Source organism: Flavobacterium soli DSM 19725 (assembly GCF_000422705.1).
Lineage (GTDB): Bacteria > Bacteroidota > Bacteroidia > Flavobacteriales > Flavobacteriaceae > Flavobacterium > Flavobacterium soli.
The window spans coordinates 62,756-80,003 of sequence record NZ_AUGO01000014.1 but is presented as its reverse complement, the minus strand read 5'-3'; the positions used below and the strand labels follow the sequence as shown (position 1 = coordinate 80,003).

Annotated in this window: 10 protein-coding genes and 1 pseudogene; 1 reads left to right on the top strand and 10 read right to left on the bottom strand. The window is 37.4% G+C overall.

Annotated elements, in window-relative coordinates:
- Positions 1–9 precede the first annotated feature (9 nt).
- Both G508_RS0114370 and G508_RS0114365 read right to left on the bottom strand, forming a co-directional pair.
- Complete coding sequence (locus tag G508_RS0114370) at positions 10–711, bottom strand: L-ribulose-5-phosphate 4-epimerase (RefSeq protein ID WP_026705975.1); 702 nt, start codon at positions 709–711, stop codon at positions 10–12.
- Positions 695–2,386, bottom strand: coding sequence for a ribulokinase (locus G508_RS0114365; RefSeq protein WP_026705974.1), 1,692 nt, complete (start codon positions 2,384–2,386; stop codon positions 695–697). Before G508_RS0114365 ends, G508_RS0114370 begins: the two co-directional genes overlap by 17 nt.
- A gap of 188 nt (positions 2,387–2,574) precedes the next feature.
- Between G508_RS0114365 and G508_RS0114360 the strand changes: the two genes are divergently transcribed.
- Positions 2,575–3,270, top strand: coding sequence for an NUDIX hydrolase (locus G508_RS0114360; RefSeq protein ID WP_157486038.1), 696 nt, complete (start codon positions 2,575–2,577; stop codon positions 3,268–3,270).
- 18 nt (positions 3,271–3,288) lie between these two features.
- Here the strand turns inward: G508_RS0114360 and G508_RS0114355 are convergent, their stop codons facing one another.
- The 8 genes and pseudogenes from G508_RS0114355 to G508_RS19090 form a co-directional block, all read right to left on the bottom strand.
- Positions 3,289–5,226, bottom strand: coding sequence for a glycoside hydrolase family 97 protein (locus G508_RS0114355; RefSeq protein WP_026705972.1), 1,938 nt, complete (start codon positions 5,224–5,226; stop codon positions 3,289–3,291).
- A gap of 6 nt (positions 5,227–5,232) precedes the next feature.
- Positions 5,233–6,603, bottom strand: coding sequence for a glycoside hydrolase family 43 protein (locus tag G508_RS0114350; RefSeq protein WP_026705971.1), 1,371 nt, complete (start codon positions 6,601–6,603; stop codon positions 5,233–5,235).
- Between the two features lie 16 nt (positions 6,604–6,619).
- The gene (locus tag G508_RS0114345) at positions 6,620–7,738 is read right to left on the bottom strand and encodes a glycoside hydrolase family 43 protein (RefSeq protein ID WP_026705970.1); all 1,119 of its coding nucleotides are present in this window, start codon (positions 7,736–7,738) and stop codon (positions 6,620–6,622) included.
- Positions 7,739–7,749: 11 nt separating this feature from the next.
- Positions 7,750–10,308 (bottom strand): annotated as a pseudogene (locus tag G508_RS20560) (glycosyl hydrolase 115 family protein).
- A 2-nt stretch (positions 10,309–10,310) separates the two neighbouring features.
- Positions 10,311–11,180: an alpha/beta hydrolase gene (locus G508_RS0114335; protein ID WP_035694890.1), complete on the bottom strand. Its 870-nt coding sequence runs from the start codon at positions 11,178–11,180 to the stop codon at positions 10,311–10,313.
- 6 nt (positions 11,181–11,186) lie between these two features.
- Positions 11,187–12,806 carry a glycoside hydrolase family 43 protein gene (locus tag G508_RS19100; RefSeq protein WP_051197663.1) on the bottom strand — a complete coding sequence of 540 codons (1,620 nt, stop codon included), beginning with the start codon at positions 12,804–12,806 and terminating at the stop codon, positions 11,187–11,189.
- Between the two features lie 54 nt (positions 12,807–12,860).
- On the bottom strand, positions 12,861–14,576 hold the full coding sequence (locus G508_RS19095) for a glycoside hydrolase family 43 protein (RefSeq protein ID WP_035694870.1): 1,716 nt from the start codon (positions 14,574–14,576) through the stop codon (positions 12,861–12,863).
- A gap of 47 nt (positions 14,577–14,623) precedes the next feature.
- Positions 14,624–17,029, bottom strand: coding sequence for a glycoside hydrolase family 127 protein (locus G508_RS19090; RefSeq protein ID WP_084625997.1), 2,406 nt, complete (start codon positions 17,027–17,029; stop codon positions 14,624–14,626).
- Positions 17,030–17,248 lie beyond the last annotated feature (219 nt).

The window sequence follows — 17,248 nt, the reverse complement described above, 5'->3', positions numbered from 1 at the left end:
TATATAAAATTATTGACCATAATAGGCATCTTTCCCATGCTTACGATCGTAGTGTTTTTGAATTAATGCGTCTTTTAATCTTGGGGCATTCGGGTTGATTTGCAATGTCAGATGAGCCATTTCGGCGACAGCCTCCAAAACCTTGCTATTGTAAACAGCTTTGGCTGCATTTTTTCCCCAAGTGAAGGGTCCGTGATTGCCAATTAAAACCATCTCCACTTCTTCATACGAAAGCTTTTTTTCCTTGAAACAATCCAAAATTTGAATTCCTGTATTGTGTTCATAATTTCCTTGAATCAATTCGTCCGACATTGGTGGAGCACATGGAATATCGGTCGTGAGATGATCGGCATGAGTGGTTCCGAAAATCGGAATATCGCGTTGTGCTTGAGCCCAAGCCACCGAAAAAGTTGCATGAGTATGGGCGATTCCTCCAATATTTTCCCAATGTTTATAGAGATAGGCATGTGTTTTTGTGTCGGATGATGGTCTCATCGTTCCTTCGACGATATTATTTTCAAAATCAACAATCACGATATCTTCTGGTTTGAGGATTTCATACGGAACGCCACTTGGCTTGATTGCAAAAATACCTTTCGAACGATCAACAGCACTTACGTTTCCGAAGGTGTAAATAACGAGATTCAAGGCATCTAATTGCATATTGGCCTCATAACACTCCTGTTTTAAGTCTTTATAAATGGAGTTCATATCTTTTAGATTGGATTAGTATTTCTACAAAATCACCAAGAAGTTTGTAGGATTCTAGTGTGATCTGATATTCTTTGACTTGATCTAATTGCGGAAAATAAACAGCTTCAAAATCGCTTCCCATTTTTTGGCTCGCTTGGATTACATTTTCATAAACTCCAGCAGCAACAGCAGCATAAATAGCAGCTCCCAATGCTGGAGCCTGATCGGATTGTGCCACTTTTATTGGTTTATTTAAAACATTGGCAAGCGTTTGCATGATAAAAGGCGATTTTCTAGCGACACCTCCAATTCCGATGACAGTATCAATTTTGATTCCTTCAGATTCAAAACGTTCAACAATCATTTTCGAACCAAAACAAATGGCATTAACCAAAGCCTTGAAAATATGGGGTGCTTTTGTTCCCAATGACAAACCTGAAAGAGCACTTTTCAATTCTTGATTGGCGTCTGGAGTCCTTCTGCCATTGATCCAGTCCAAGGCAATCGGAACGGCTTCTGTCAAGGGAATATTTTCAGCTTGAGCAGTCAAAGTTTTTATAAAATTGGTTTCGATTTCTGCTTGAAGCAACAGTTTTTGTCCTTCCGAAAGAATGTCAGATTGCATCACCAAATAATCAATTGGCCATGAAAGCAAATCTTTGAACCACGCCAAGACATCACCAAAAGCAGATTGTCCAGCCTCCAATCCAATCAATCCGGGAACAACCGAGCCGTCAACTTGGCCACAAATTCCTTTTACGGTATGGGTGCCAATAGCATCAGGCGAAGAAATCATGATATCGCAGGTTGAAGTTCCCATAATCCGAACTAAAACATGCTCGTCGATTTTGGCTCCAACAGCTCCAGCATGTGCATCGAAAGTTCCAACTGCCACGACTGTATTCGTTGTCAAACCTAACTTTTCAGCCCATTCTGTACTTAAATTTCCAGCTACAACATCTGATGTGAAAGTTTCCTGATAGAGATTTTTTCTCAAATCTCCCAAATAAGGATCGAGTTTGGAAAGAAATTCTTCGGAAGGAAGTCCGTTCCAGCTTTCGTGCCACATCGCTTTATGTCCTGCAGCACAACGGCTTCGTTTAAATGTTTTTAAGTCCTCGTTTTCAATCAACAAATATGTTAACCAATCGCAATGTTCCATCCAAGTGTGGGTTGCTTTTTTAACCGCTTCGTCTTTTCTAATAATGTGGAGGATTTTTGCCCAAAACCATTCGGAAGAATAGATTCCTCCTTCAAATTTGGTAAAATCTTCTCCTCCCCAGTTTGCAGCCAAATTGTTGATTTCCGCTGCTTCTTTTATAGCCGTATGGTCTTTCCAAAGTACCATCATCGCATTTGGATTTTCTTCAAATCCTTCGGCGAAAGCCAATGGAATTCCGTTTTTGGTTATTGGGATTGGTGATGAACCTGTCGTATCAATACAAATTCCAACTACCGTTTCGGGAGTTACTCCACTTCTTGAAACCACCGTTTTGATGGTGTGTTCCAATCCTTCTATGTGATCTAAAGGATGTTGCCTGAATTGGTTTTTTGATGGATTGCAAAATAGATTGGCTTTCCATCTTTTGTAAAAATGTACTTCAGATACTATTTCTGAACCGTTATCAGTATCAATCAAAACGGCCCTGACAGAATCGGTTCCATAATCCAATCCAATTACGTATTTTTTCATGTGCTATCGTTTTTAATCTTTAATTTCTAAAAAGACTTTGTATAGAGAAATCTAGGTTAATAGAACAAATATAAGGTACTTTTTTAATAAATGTAATTTATACACTTAAATATTTAATACAACTGATTTCTGTGTTGGAATTAGGGTTCATTTACAAACTACTTTAGTATATTTGCTTTTTTGCAATTATGGAAAACTATACGGAACAGGATAAATTTTTACTAGCGGTTGACTGTATTATTTTTGGATTTGATAAGCAGGATTTGAAAATATTACTGATAAAAAGAGATTTTGAACCTGAAAAAGGCAATTGGTCATTGATGGGAGGTTTTTTAAAGAAAAATGAAAGTCTGGACGAAGCTGCCAATCGTGTTTTGCACCATCTGACGGGCTTGGAAAATGTCTATTTGGAACAATTGCAAACCTACAGTGCTTTGGATCGTGATCCTGTTGAAAGAACGGTTTCGGTTTCCTATTTTGCCTTAATTAATCTTACCGAAAAGACAAAAATAAATGAAGATTTTTCGGCCAAATGGTTTTCGATTAACGAGGCTCCACCACTAATTTTTGATCACAACCAAATGGTATCCGATGCAATCAGTTGGCTACGACACAGTGTTGCTACAAAACCTATTGGGTTTGAATTGTTGCCTGAAAAATTTACGATGAAACAACTTCAATCGGTTTATGAAGTTATTCTGGGTGAAGAACTCGACAAACGAAATTTCATCAATAAAATAAATGCTCTAGACATCTTAATTAAAATTGAAGAAAAAGACCGAAGTTCATCAAGAAAAGGATCGTTTCTTTACACCTTTGACGAGGTAAAATACAAGGCAAAAGTAGCCGACGGATTTACGTTTAAGTTTATGGGTGTCAAGTAAAATACTTTTTTATATCAATTAATTCTTCAATACAAATCCTCCACTTGGTTGTATTTCAATTTCGTATTCTCCCTTCTTATTAATGGAAATCGTCTTTGTGAAAGTATTTCCGGCTTTATCGTCATTGATTAGTTCCACTTTTTTGCCTGCCAACATGGGAAGAATGAGTTTTAATTTTTTAGACGTTTTTTCGGCATTCACGCCTACAACATACCATTTATCGTGATGTCTTCTTGCAATGACCGAATATTTCCCAGGATAACCGTCGATGAAAACCGTTTCGTCCCAAAGGGTTGGAACGTCTTTCATAAAATCCAATTGGAATTTTGGAGCATCTGTCAGGTTATTTGGCATTACTGCAAACATCTGAATTGGATTTTGAAACAAAACTGCCGTCGCCAACTGAAATCCGTCGCTTGTTAATCTTTTATTTTTTTCTGTATTGGATTTGGTTAAAAATTTATTGAGAAAAGTCCCTCCGAATTCCATACTTCCAACTGTATTTCGGATAAACGGATGCAAAGTCGCAAAAAAGGCTTCCTGCTTACGAACATCTTCCGAAAAATAAAGCATTTCTGAAGCTAAAACGGCTTCGCTTCCAGCAAAATTTGGGTACATCACTTCCCAACCTCTTGGCAAAGTGGCACCGTGAAAAATAATCATAAGACCAAAATCATTGGCATCCGACAAAATATCTTCATACAAACGCATTGTTTCCTGTTTGTCTCCTCCGAAGAAATCGACTTTCAATCCTTTTACTCCAACTTCTTTCAGCCATTTCATTTCTTTTTTTCTTTCAATGGAAGAACTCATTTTGTTTCTCGGTCCCATTGGAGCATCATTGGCAGTGCCATTTGAATTGTACCAAAGCATCACATTAACATTTTTGGATTTCGCATATTGGACAAGTTCTTTCATTCTTTCTTTGCCAATGTTTTTATCCCAAAGAGCATCCATCAAAATGTATTCATAACCAATTTTTGATGCCAAATCGATAAATTTTACTTGGTCTTCATAGTTCATACTGTTGTCCTGCCAAAGAATCCAGCTCCAAGTTGAACGTCCAAAATTATACTTTTTTGAAGGTTCGTAAAGTGGTTCTACCACATCAAAAGGAATCGTAGTTTCTACGATTGGCTTTAAAGTTTCTCCAACTGTAATGGTTCTCCAAGGTGTTTTTCCTGGAAGAGAAAGCGTTGCACCTGTACTTCCGAAACCATTGTTTTCAGCCCTATTCGGATAGGCAACGTGATAAAGATTTTTATCTGAAGTGGTGTCAAGATGAGAAGCACAATACAAACTACTAACTCCCGTTTCTGACAGCATAACCCAACCGTCATTTCCGATGTGAAAAAGTCCGGGAAAAACGTAACCATAATCGGCTTTTGTTCCTAATTCAGCATCAGCTTTGTAGCCACTTTCGTAGCTTGGTGCTGTTCGTGCAAAACCTGTCATCGGCTTCATCATGGGTGACAAAAAAGTGGTTGTTTGTGAAGGAAATCTAAATCCTGTTACTTCCGACAAAACCACACAGCTAAAACGGTCTTTCATGGGTAAAACTTCATATCGAAACGCGATATTGTTGTCACTTACCTGAAATTCAATCGCTATATTGAACTCATCGGAATTGGTAAAATCGACAGTCAAAGTGTTGGCTTTGTATTCAACTTCCGATTTTTTGATTTTCTCGTTGCTGTATTTTTTGGAAACAAAATCTTTTTTGCTTTCAATAAACTTTAAATTTTTAGAAAAATCAGATTCGTTGGTAATTAAACCTAAAGGTGATTTTTCAAGCATCGATTTCCCTTGAAAAGTCACGGAGTAGGATGCTTTTCCATCTTCCGAAAAAATATTCAGTTTAAGTTTGCCATCCGGACTTGAGATTTCGGCAACTTGTGCGAAAATATTCGATAAAAAAAAGAAGCTTATTAACGATAGAATTATATTTTTTTTCATTGTAATTTATTTTGAAAACGTCCAGTAGTCGAAAAACATAATGTCTTTTTCTGCTTTTCCCTTAAACACGAAATATAGATTGTGGATTCCTGTAATTTTGTTTGATAAATTGATTTTAACCGTTTCAAAACGGTCGTCTCCTCCCGTCAATGGAACTTTAATTGTGCCAACGATTGGTCCTTCTACCCCATCTAATCGAACTTCCATAAATACCTCTTCATTATGGGTTGTTCCTACCCTTGCGGAAAACGATTGAGCTCCTTCTTTTCCAAAATCTACATTTTTCACACACGAATAAGCTCCACTTTTCTTTGCTTTGATGAAAACTCCTGCAACTTTGTTCTGATAGGATTTTACATTTTCCGACCAAGCTATCATTTCCGCCTGATTGAAAGTGTATGGATTTACAGTAGCAATTGCTTTTGTAATTCCATTTTTCATTTTGAAAGGTGAAATGGAACCCTCTTTATTGAAATTAAGTTCATCCACACAAACAGATCTTGTAAATCCGCTACCGCCTGGCAAAGCACCATTGTGATAGAAAAAATAAGTTTTCCCTCTGAAATCAATAACTCCCGGATGATTGGTAAACGATTTTCCTTCGGATGGCATGATGATTCCGCCGTATTTCCAAGGACCTTGGGCATTTTTGCTGGTGGAATAGCCAATAAATTCAGGAAGCGGACCTCCCGGCCAAAACAAATAATACAGTTCTTTGCGTTTGTAAAGCCACGGACCTTCTTCATATTTTGTAGGTCTTTCCGGATTGCCTTCCCTTTTGCCGAAAGATTCTTCGGTCATTGGCACTTCAACAATATCGCCGGAATAGGAAATCATATCTTCATTTAGCTTTACATATTTGAGCTTTGGATTTCCCCAATACATGTGAGCTTGACCATCATCATCAATGAAAACCGTCGGATCGATATCGCCCCATTCACTCTGAACAAGCGGTTTTCCAAGCGGGTCGTGAAATGGCCCGAACGGACTATCGGCAACTGCAACCCCGATTGCACCTTTGTTATTGGTTTTAGACCACATTGGCACATACATAAAAAATTTACCATTTCGTTCGATACATTGTGGAGCCCATGCATCACGTTTTGCCCAATCAAAATCATTATACGATAAAACAACGCCGTGATCTGTCCAGTTGACCATATCATTGGTGGAAAACAGTTTCCAGTCGTTCATTGTAAACCACGTAGAATCATCTTCATCATGACTGGTATAGACATACAATCGGTCGTTGAAAACCATCGGAGCTGGATCGGCAGTGTAGGCGGTTTGAATGATTGGATTTTGGGCAAAAAAGTGTAATCCGAAAAATAATAATCCAAACGTTAAACAGTTTTTTAGTAATGATTTCGTTGTCATTTCTTAAATTTCAAACTTAATATTTTATAATCTGTTCGGTCCAAGTTGGTCCTGTGATGTAGAACATTCCATCTTTATAATGAACTGGTTCGATTCCCATTTGTGGTCCTGATTCCCAAGGTTCAAAAGTTTGACTGTAGGGATAAGGTCTTTTTTCATACATAAAATAATGGCAAGAATTCCAGAGATTTCCGTCTGGACCGATGAAAAGAGCATTGTGTCCCGTTTCCTGATAAGGATCTTCGGTATCGGTAAAGAATAGGTTGTCGTAGCCGTTTTCTTTCGCCATTTCTGTTCTGTATCCTTTTTTTCTAGTTCCAAAAATAGGTTCAGGTGAAGCCAATTCCCAAGGTCCCAAAGGTGATTTTGATTTTAATAAACCGACTTCATAACCTCGTGTCCAAGTGGAGAAAAACATAAAATAAGTTCCTTCTTTTTTGATGACAAAAGGCCCTTCGATTCCACCAACCATCCATTCTGGCCAGCCTGGTTGTTTTTTATCTAAAAATTTTTCTATCGGAGTTGTTAATTTTCCTGTTTTCAGATCAATTTTCGCCTGAAAAAGTCCGTTACCACTGCAATACAGATACACCTGACCATCCTCATCTTCAAACAAAGTTGAATCATTATTATATTGTGGTGTCAAAGGACCATTTACCAAATTATAAGGTCCAGTCACTTTATCCGCTGAAAACAACCAAATGCTGTGAGTGCCCATTCCTTTCGGATCTTCTTTGGTGACTTTTCCGCTGTTGACAAGTAGCCAATATTTTCCTTGGATAAAATGAATTTCTGGTGCCCAAAATCTTCCGTTGTATGGAGAATCTTTCGGAAGTTTCTTGGCATCAATGATGAAAGAATGCTGTTTCCAATTCACCATATCTTTAGAAACCAACATTCGGACTCCAGGATTTGGCCCTGTCCAAACTGGATTTGAAGTTCCCACACAATACCACAAATCATCGACTTTGATGATAAAATGATCGCGCATAGAAATAGTAGAATCACGTGTAATGGGGTTGGTATATCGAAATTCTTTCTGGGCAGAAACCTTATCTTTTTTATTCTGTGAAAAACTCAAATTCGTTGTAGAAATGAGTAAAAATAGCGTCAAAATTATTTTAGAACTATTCATAGGATTTGGTTTTATCGGTTTTTAGGACTCTCAGACATTTTTAGATAGGTTTCTTCATAACCTCCATTGTCAATTACAATTTTATACAAGACAATTCCCGGGTCTAAGGGTTCAATTATCAAATTATAAACTCCGCTTTGATTTGTTGGAAGTGTAAATGTTTCTGTTTTTTCAATCAATCTTGATGCAGAGGTTGGATACATTTTGGTATAATTATTTGCCCAAGTCAATTCTTGATTGATCCCGATGGTTTTTGGGTTTTTTCCATCAAAAGAAACTTTTACACTATGACCGCCATTCTTGAAAGGTAATGTAGAATCGAAGAAGAAATGCACTTTTATGGTCGAAGGATTATTTTTTAATTTTAATTGATAATTGATTAAAGCTCCGTCTGTTTTTTCGGTGTAAGGCATCAAAGCAATTCCCGAAAGTGTTCTTCCTAAATCTGGAATAACCGTCCATTTTGTTTTTGCTGGAGCTTTAGTTTCAAAAAAATGCTCGGCTTCCATCACCACTACTCTATTCTTTTCTTCGAAAATATAACCGCCCGTTTTTGCTTCTTCGGGCTTGATTCTGTAAATGATTGGCTTGATATTTCCTTCTTTCGGTTCATCCCAAGATGTATAGCCGATGTGGGTTTGGTCCATCATGTGATTCCATTTTCCGCCCGAAATGTTGAGGTTGTAATCTTTTGTGTAATCTGCATCTCTGGCGAAACATTCATCGGCATAATCTGCCCAATAATTCGCTTTTAGATCTTTTTCTTCCGCCAATTTGTGATTCATTGCTACTGCATAATACATATCGTACAGATTTGCCATTGCACGAACAGGATGCAAAACAATCTGTTTGTAAGTATCTTTGTAAGCTTCATCCAAATTGATAAATTGCCTTAAAGCTCTTGTTTCCAAAGCTAAATACGAATCTCTCACTTGCAGAAATTCGCCACTTTGAAGATTGTAAGTTTTATGATTCATCATTTCTGCGGAAACTCTTGCATTGTATTTACAATATAAATTGATGATTTCTGCAATTTCTTTGGCATTAAACTTTCCAAAATCATCTTCAGTAAATTTTACTGTATAATTTTCAAGATTATCCTGTGTAAAAGAAGTGGGATTCCACGCCATGTTCAGGAAAAAATCCATTGGATATTCATTTGGCTTTAAGTCTCCTACATTGAGAATCCAGATTTTGTCAACGCCATAACCGTAGGTTAGTTGCAATTGTTCCCACATGTGCGGAATTTGTGTCATATTCAGTCATTGATAGGCTCTTGGAGCTCCGTGAAGATCCACATGGTAGTACATTCCATAACCTCCAGGATGCTTTTTTCCATTCAAATCTGGCAATCTTCGGACATTTCCCCAGTTGTCGTCACAAAGCAGAATCGTCATGTCTTCAGGAACTTTCATTCCAAGGTCATAATATTCCAGAACTTCGCTGTACAAAGCCCAAAGTTGAGGTGTTTCTTTCGCCGGTTTTTTGGTTACTTTTTCAATGATTTTCCTTTGGTCACGCATGATTTGTTCCAACAATTTGAAATTGGCTTCGGCACTTCCCAAATCGCTCATGGGTTCGTCACCATCGCCTCGCATTCCCATCGTAACTAGATTGTCATAGCTTTTATTTCGGCTAAAGCCATCTTCCCAAAATTTTAGAAGACCTTCTTTATTGGTGTGGTAATTCCATTCTCCGTTTCCGTATTCCGTTCTGTGATTTCCCCATTCCTTTTGGGCTCTCATCATCGGTTCATGGTGTGAAGTTCCCATCACAATTACGTATTCATCTGCAACTTTTGGATTCATAGGATCATCTTCATTGAAGGCTTTTCCCCACATGGCAGGCCAAAAATAATTCGCACGAAGACGAAGCAAAAGTTCGAACATGTGCGAATACATTTTGCTGTTGATGCCTCCAAATTTGGTTCGTGTCCAAGTTCCAAAAGCCGGTTCTTCATCATTAATAAAAATCCCACGGTATTTTACTTTTGGTTCACCCGAAGCAAAATATCCCGGAATTACATAAGCCGAAGAGCGTTTTTGGACGGGAACATCGCTCCAATAATGCCAAGGAGAAACCCCTAATTGTTTGGACAGTTCATAGATTCCATAAATCGTTCCACGTCTGTCGCTTCCTGCAATGATGAGCTGTTTTTTGGACTTTCTATTTTCTAAAGTTGTGATTACAAAACTTTCCCATTTTCCTTTTAAATCCTTAGTATCTATTTTTTTTGATGCAACTAATTGGTCAATTATTTTGTTGTCTCCCAAAGTTCCGATGATGATTTCAAAATCGCCAGAAGTTTCTAATGTTGAAAGATTCGGTAGTTTTCCTGTGACTTTTTGAATATCCGACTGCAAATCTTTTACAGCCCGAATTACAGCTACATCTTCTGAAGCGTCATAAAAAATAGCAGTAGCTTTTCCATCAACTGAAACTATTGGAAAACCATTCTCATTTGAAATGATATTTTCTGTGATTCCAGATGTTTGTTGTGCAAATGCAATTCCGCTGAAAAAAGTACACAGTAAAAGAAAAAAATTAATTTGATGAATATTTAAAATCATAATTATTCTGACTGTAATAAATCATTGACTTCTTGTTGATTTACAGGTTTGAAAAGTAATTGAGAAAACAGATATAAATCATTTTTCCAGACTTTGAAATCGTGTCCTCCTGGTTCTATATAAAAAACATGTGGAATTTTATTTTCTGTCAGATAATCGCTTGTTCTTTTGCTGAAAGGCATCAATCGATCCTGATCGGCACACGAAATCCAAAGCAGTTTCAATTCTTTTGCTTTAGCAGGATTTGGAAGCAATTCTTGAGGTTCTTTTGTATTTGGTGCAGATGAAAAACCTCCAACCCAAGCAAATTTATTGATATTGCCCAACCCGAAATTTAAGGTTTGTCCGCCACCCATCGAAAGTCCTGCAATCGCTCTATTTTCTCTGTCTTTTTTAACCGGATAATTTTTCTCAACAAATGGAATTAAATCGTTCAATAAATCTTTTTCGAATGTTGTAAAGGCTTCCACCTTGTCTTTTTCCCAAATATCTCCGGTTGCCCGATCATCTTTCATGGCTCTTCCGTTCGGCAAAACCACAATCATTGGCTTCAGCTTTCCTTGTGCATAAAGATTGTCTAAAATAATATGAGGTGTTCCGTTTTTAAACCATTCTTTTTCATCTCCGCCAATTCCATGAAGCAGGTACAAAACGGGATATTTTTCACTCTTTTTAAATCCTGGAGGTGTATATACCAAGGCTTTTCTGTTAGTTCCGACTGTTGATGAATGGTATTGAATCGTATCAATTTTGCCATGTGGAATTTCTTTTTTTTCCACATCAAAACCTTTTGGAGCTTGCTTTTCAATAGTTTGTGCAGAAGCATATAGTACTGAAAAGAAACATAGAACAAATACAATTGAATTTTTCATAATCATTTATTTGATTTTTGAAGTGTCGTTAATTTCGAAAAAATCTACATCTACAAAACCTCCAATATTTTTTGTAGCATAATTGAAAATGGCGAACTTGGTTCCCATAAAAAATCTTCTGTAATCAAAAATCATCTTGAACTCTTGTCCGATTGGTTTCCAATTTTTGTTATCGGTGCTGTAATAAAATTGGGCTGTGTCTTTCTTCAGATTAAAATCAGCATCAATTCTAAAGAAAACCTTATCATCTTTTAAAGGAATTCGAGCCATTTCATTTACCTCAACCGACAAAACAGCTTTTGTCTTTTCCTGTAATTGAACAACATTTGTGGACATCGTGATGTATTTTTCATCTCCAATTGCAACGACTGAAAGAAGTCCCGAATCGCCATTAAAAGCACTAAAACCAGCAACATCGCCATCTTTCATTTCCGAAACATCCAAACTTACGGTTCCTGAACATTTTGGACCATACATTCTTTGCGTAATGGTGTTTGGAGCCAAATAAATATTATCCACAACCCGACTGGTTTTTAATCTCAGATACCCTTGTCGGTCCTTTAACGACCAAGCTTTATTCACGGGATTATGATTCCATTGCCAATTAATATTTAATTTTTCGCTTGAAAAATCATCACTTGAGATAATTCCGTTTTGGTTGTCATACGCTTTAAGCGGAATTTTGCCTTCGGCTGGAACACGACCCTTTTCATCGCCAAGCATGGGCCAACCGTCAACCCAGCGACAAGGCATCAGGGTTGGAACACGACCCACTCCTCCTCTATCTTGAAAGACCAATCCGTACCAATTTCCGTTTTCATCATCGATAATGCAACCTTGGGCAACGTTTGAAAAACCAGCAAAATTGTCGTCCAGAATTACTTTCTTTTCATAAGGTCCGGTTATGTTGTCGGCCCTGTAACACAATTGTCTTCGTCTGCCGTTTTTTGGCCACGAAATCATCAATAAATAGTATTTTCCGTTGTGTTTTACAACTTGACTTCCTTCCAGCAAACCCGTTTCTTCGGCATCTCGTTCGAATAACTTCATGGCAATTCCACCTTCTTTTGGTCCTGACAAATCGCTTTTTAGTTCTCTAATCATACCTGATTCATAGAAAACATACACCCTTCCATCGTCGTCAAAAAAAAGCGAGGCATCATGAAAATGATCGGTTCTTGAAACCAATTTCCATTTTCCAGAAGGATCATCGGTTGAAAAAATATAGGATTTGAAAGGTTCATCATTTGGCGAAAACAATACGTAATATTTTCCGTCATGATGTCGGATAGACGAAGCCCATTGGCCACGACCGTAAACCGTTCCGTCGAGCAAATCATATTTTGAATTATCGGTCAAACGGTCAAAAACATAACTCACAGTCTCCCAATGCACCAAATCTTTCGACTTCATGACAGGTGCTCCAGGCATCAAATGCATGGTGGTACTGATGAGATAGAAATCGCTTCCCGATCGCGTTATGGACAAATCTGGAAGATCTGCCCAAATCACAGGATTGGTGTAAGCTGTAGTTTCATTTGACACAGATTGAGCCTTCAACTGACTAGTATTTCCGCAGTTGAAAAAAACTACTACAGTATACAGAAAACCAATTTTTCTTATCATTTTATTTCTTTTTGTCTGATTTAAGACGAAAGTCAAAACCAGATAGATTCTAAATTATGGCTGGATATCATTTCCAGAAGTGCTGTACAAACCAATCATGCTTCCTGTAAAGCCTTTTGCAACATCGGTAGAAAGGATAGCTCCAGAAACTGTTCCGCCAAGGTTTTTAAAACTTTTTCCATCAAGCGAATAGCTGAAAGAATAGGCATCACCTTTGGCTTCCACTTTGAACTGGACGTCTTTTCCTAGGCTGATTTTTTCACTTGCGATAACTTTTGAAGTTTCACCTTCCGTTCTTTCCAATACAATATAAAAATCGTTTGCTTTTTTGGTTAACCCTAAAACATAATGGAATTTCTCATTCTGATAGCAAACAATTCCTGCTAAATCTTTTTCTGATTTTGGTTTGTATTGCAAGGTTGTAGTCGCTTCGAATGTAGCGTGTTGCTGTCTGTAAAAAAGGGTTGATGTTGGTGCCATCGCCTTGATATTAGACGAAAAAGGCTTCACTTTCAATCCTTCTTTTGCAATTGAAATAAAGTTTTCTCGTGGCCCTCTAAGACCAATCCATCTCATGTCTAACTTTTCGTTTTTGAAATTTTCTGTAAAAGTGAAATTTCCGTTAGGTAAAAAACCATTCTGACCCGTTTGATTTTGAACACCAGCTGGCATTTTCAATTTTGGTTGCAACGGAATTAATCCGTTTTCGAAAATCGGAAATTCTCCACTCCAATCAATTGGCAAAATAAAAGTTTCACGGCCTGTGTTTACACGAAGCTTGTCGTTTGGTCGAACTGCCAAAAACACACCATAGTATTTTCCGTTTGGTCCTTCAACCAAATCAGCATGACCAGCCCAATCTACCTTGTCTTTTCTGTCCTTTACGAAATATCTTTGGGTTAAAATCGGATTGTTTGGAGCTGGTTTGAAAGGTCCTTTTGGACTGTCACTTACCAAAATCACTTCGCTGTGCCAATCTCCAGTTCCACCTTCGGCACACATCAAATAGTAACGACCATCTTTTTTATAAATATGTGGTCCTTCAATCCAAATTGGTTTTTGGGTGATATCGATTCCTCCATCCACAATAATTTTGTCTGAACCCGGAATTACTTTATCATTTTCAACATCATAATCCCAAATTTTGATGACACGATGTCCACTGTACAATTCTTTTCCTTTATCCGGAGCGTCGTTATGCACTACATACGCTTTTCCGTTATCGTCAAAGAAAAGCGAAGGATCAATTCCGTCAAATTGAAGTTTGATTGGATCGCTCCATCCTTTCATTGGATCTTTAGTTTTCACGACCATGTTTCCCATGCCACCAGCGAATTGCGTAGTGATCATGTAGAACGTATCGTTGTTTTTATTGTATTTAATGTCTGGAGCATAAATTCCTGCCGAAATTCCTGCACTTTCAACTTTTAATTGTGAAGGACGGTCCAAAACGTGTCCGATTTGTTTCCAATTCACCAAATCGTTAGAATGAAAAATTGGCACTCCTGGAAACATTGCAAACGAAGAATTTACCAAATAATAATCATTCCCTTTTTTTGTAATACTTGGATCTGGGTAACATCCTTGGAGAATTGGAGAATAAAATTCATCCGCTTTCAAAGGGTTTTTGGTATAAATCGCATCATTACCTCGGTAACTAAAATTTGAAAAAGTTTGTGCAGATAGACCACTAACCGAAAGCAAAACTGTAGTAGCAAGTACTGTAGTTTTATTTCCAAAAAATCCTAAATTGAATAGGTTTTGTTTCATTATCTTATTTTTTAAAGTGTTTATATGTATTTTTTTAATGTTAATTTTTATTCATTCAAATTATAGACAGTGTCCAATAGCCTAACCTCAACTATTTTTGAAGTAGGCACATTATCTTGTCCAGAAAATTTAACTGTGATGGTTTCCTTTGTATAATCAACCTCCGAAAGGGGTAGTTGCAAGTACTGCACAGAAGCACCTGATGTTCCCTTCATTTCTTTTGTGATGAGGAGCCTTCCATTAATACTGATATTCATTACACTCTTTGCATTGGCATCAAAATAGGCTACATATAGATATCGAGCATTGGCAGTTTTATTTTTCATTTGATAACTGAACCAACCTTTTGCATCCCTGAAATGTAGGTCTTCCCTGTAACCTGTGTTGGAATTTTCCATTTGAATGAAATGATCTGCTTCTGACTGTTGTTCGCCAGCCACCATCTTGTCCGTTGTTATAGCATCGAGCTTGAGTTCTTGATTTTCTTTTTTGACCCTTTGTTTTTGCAGGGCTTCCACCTTTTCAGCATCGGCTTTAGGCCAATAGATGATGTAGCGTTCGGCTTGAATCTTATAAAAAGGCAGTAGATCAAATCCTTTTGAGAATTGTTCTTGGTAGATGCCATCCAAATGAAAGGAAAGCGGATGTTCCTTGATTGGATTGATATGACTCAACAAGGAAGCTGAACTTTCTAAAAGTATCGGAATCTCTGCCAATGGAATCTGTGGCCCGTTAGCAATATGCCCACCCCGACTATCATCTGCAAAAAGACCTTTTTGGTTTTCACTTCCATAACGAGAAGCCAAAAGCACAGGGCCATAGGTAAAAGCATAATAATCAGATCCATCTGGAAGCTGTTCTTGTTGGAGTCGCATTGGCAATTGAAACACTACCTGATCGCCTTTTTTCCAATTTCTTGAAATAGTGTAATAGCCGAATTTATCTTCTTTAGTTTTGTATTGTTTACCGTTAAGGAGAATTTTTACCTTTTGCTTTTCTGTCCATTTCGGAGACCTTAGTTTCAGAGAAAAAAAAGTTTTCTTTTCCACCTCAATCGTCAACTTCGTAGAAGCTTCTTCTGGAAAATTATTCTCCTGAAAAACTTTTATTTTTTTGGATTTCCAATTGAGCTTTGATGGAATAAATAGGTTTACGTATAAATTGTCGCCTTGATGAGCATAAATCATTTCGCCATATTTGACATGGTTTTCCATACCCGAACCGACACAGCACCAAAAACTGGTTTCCGGTTGAGAATATACACGATAATGACCTGGTCTCATGGGCGTGAAGTAAACGAACCCACCCTTTTCAGCATGCTGGGTCGTTAAAATATGGTTGTATAAAGCTTTTTCATAATATTCAATGTAGTCCGTTGTTGGAGATGTTGCATAGAGTTGCTTGGTAAGCTTGAGCATATTGTAGGTATTGCAGGTTTCAGGACCTTCTATACTCTTGATCATGCCCGAAAAATCATCTGTAGCGTTAAAATGTTCGCTCACGCTATTTCCTCCAATTACCACTGATCGTTTTCCTGTTACATTTTTCCAAAAAAAAGTGGAAGCATCATCCCATTGCTTGTTTTGGGAAAGATCAGCAATTCGTTTAAACCCGATCACTTTGGGAATCTGAGTATTGGCATGCATTCCATTCAGATTATCCTGTCCTGCAATCAAAGGATCTAATATTGCTTTGTGGGAAAATTTTTGAGCAAGTGTTAGATACTCTTTATTTCCCGTCATGGCATAAACATCTGCAAAAATCTCATTCAGTCCGCCGTGTTCACTTCGAAGCATGTCTTGGATCTGGATTTCATTTAACCCAGAAACTTCTTTTAGCATCCAATCTGTAAGCGATAAAAGCATTTGCTTTGCCTTTTCATTTCCTGCATAAAGATAGGCATCACGCAAGCATGAATAGGTTTTGTGAATGTTGTATAGCGGAACCCAACGATCATTCAATCCGAAAGAACTGGCTTTAATATCGGCATTGGCTATTTCTTCCCATATCTTTTTTCCATTTGGAATACCGGAAAGATAACCGTTACCATTTACCTTTTTACAGCGTTCCAATTCGTCTACAAAATAATTCACCTTGGCTAAAATAGCATCCTCTCCAGTTGAAGCATACAGTAGCGATAATGCTGAAAGATAGTGACCTCCAATATGACCATCCAATCCTGTACTTTCCCAGTTGGGATAATTCTCTTTCTTGGAAACAAGACCTGCTTCTTTTAAGTAAGGTGCCAAAAGCCTGTCGGCATCCATTTCAAGCAGATATTCCCTATCCTTTTCCATGGCCCTGCTAAAAGGGCTTTCCAGCAATCTCACTTCTTTTAAATCAAAATATTCCAAAGCCTCATTCTGAGCCACTACATTAAAGCCTAAAAACAGCCATAAAAAAGCAATTTTATTGTAGTAAAAACTTTTATGAAAAGGAGCTTTAGGATACATAATTTGCAAAATTGGTACTTAGGGTTGGTTTTACAATATTACATTTATTTTAATATAAAGCAAAATATGAAATCAATAAATAAACAATTATCAATTAAATAACATTTTTATTGATTATAAATAAATGTAATATTTACATTTATTAATTTTATTGAAGAATTTGCAACGATATTTAACCTACAAGTTTTTAGATAATGTCTAATCGGTCAAATAATTATG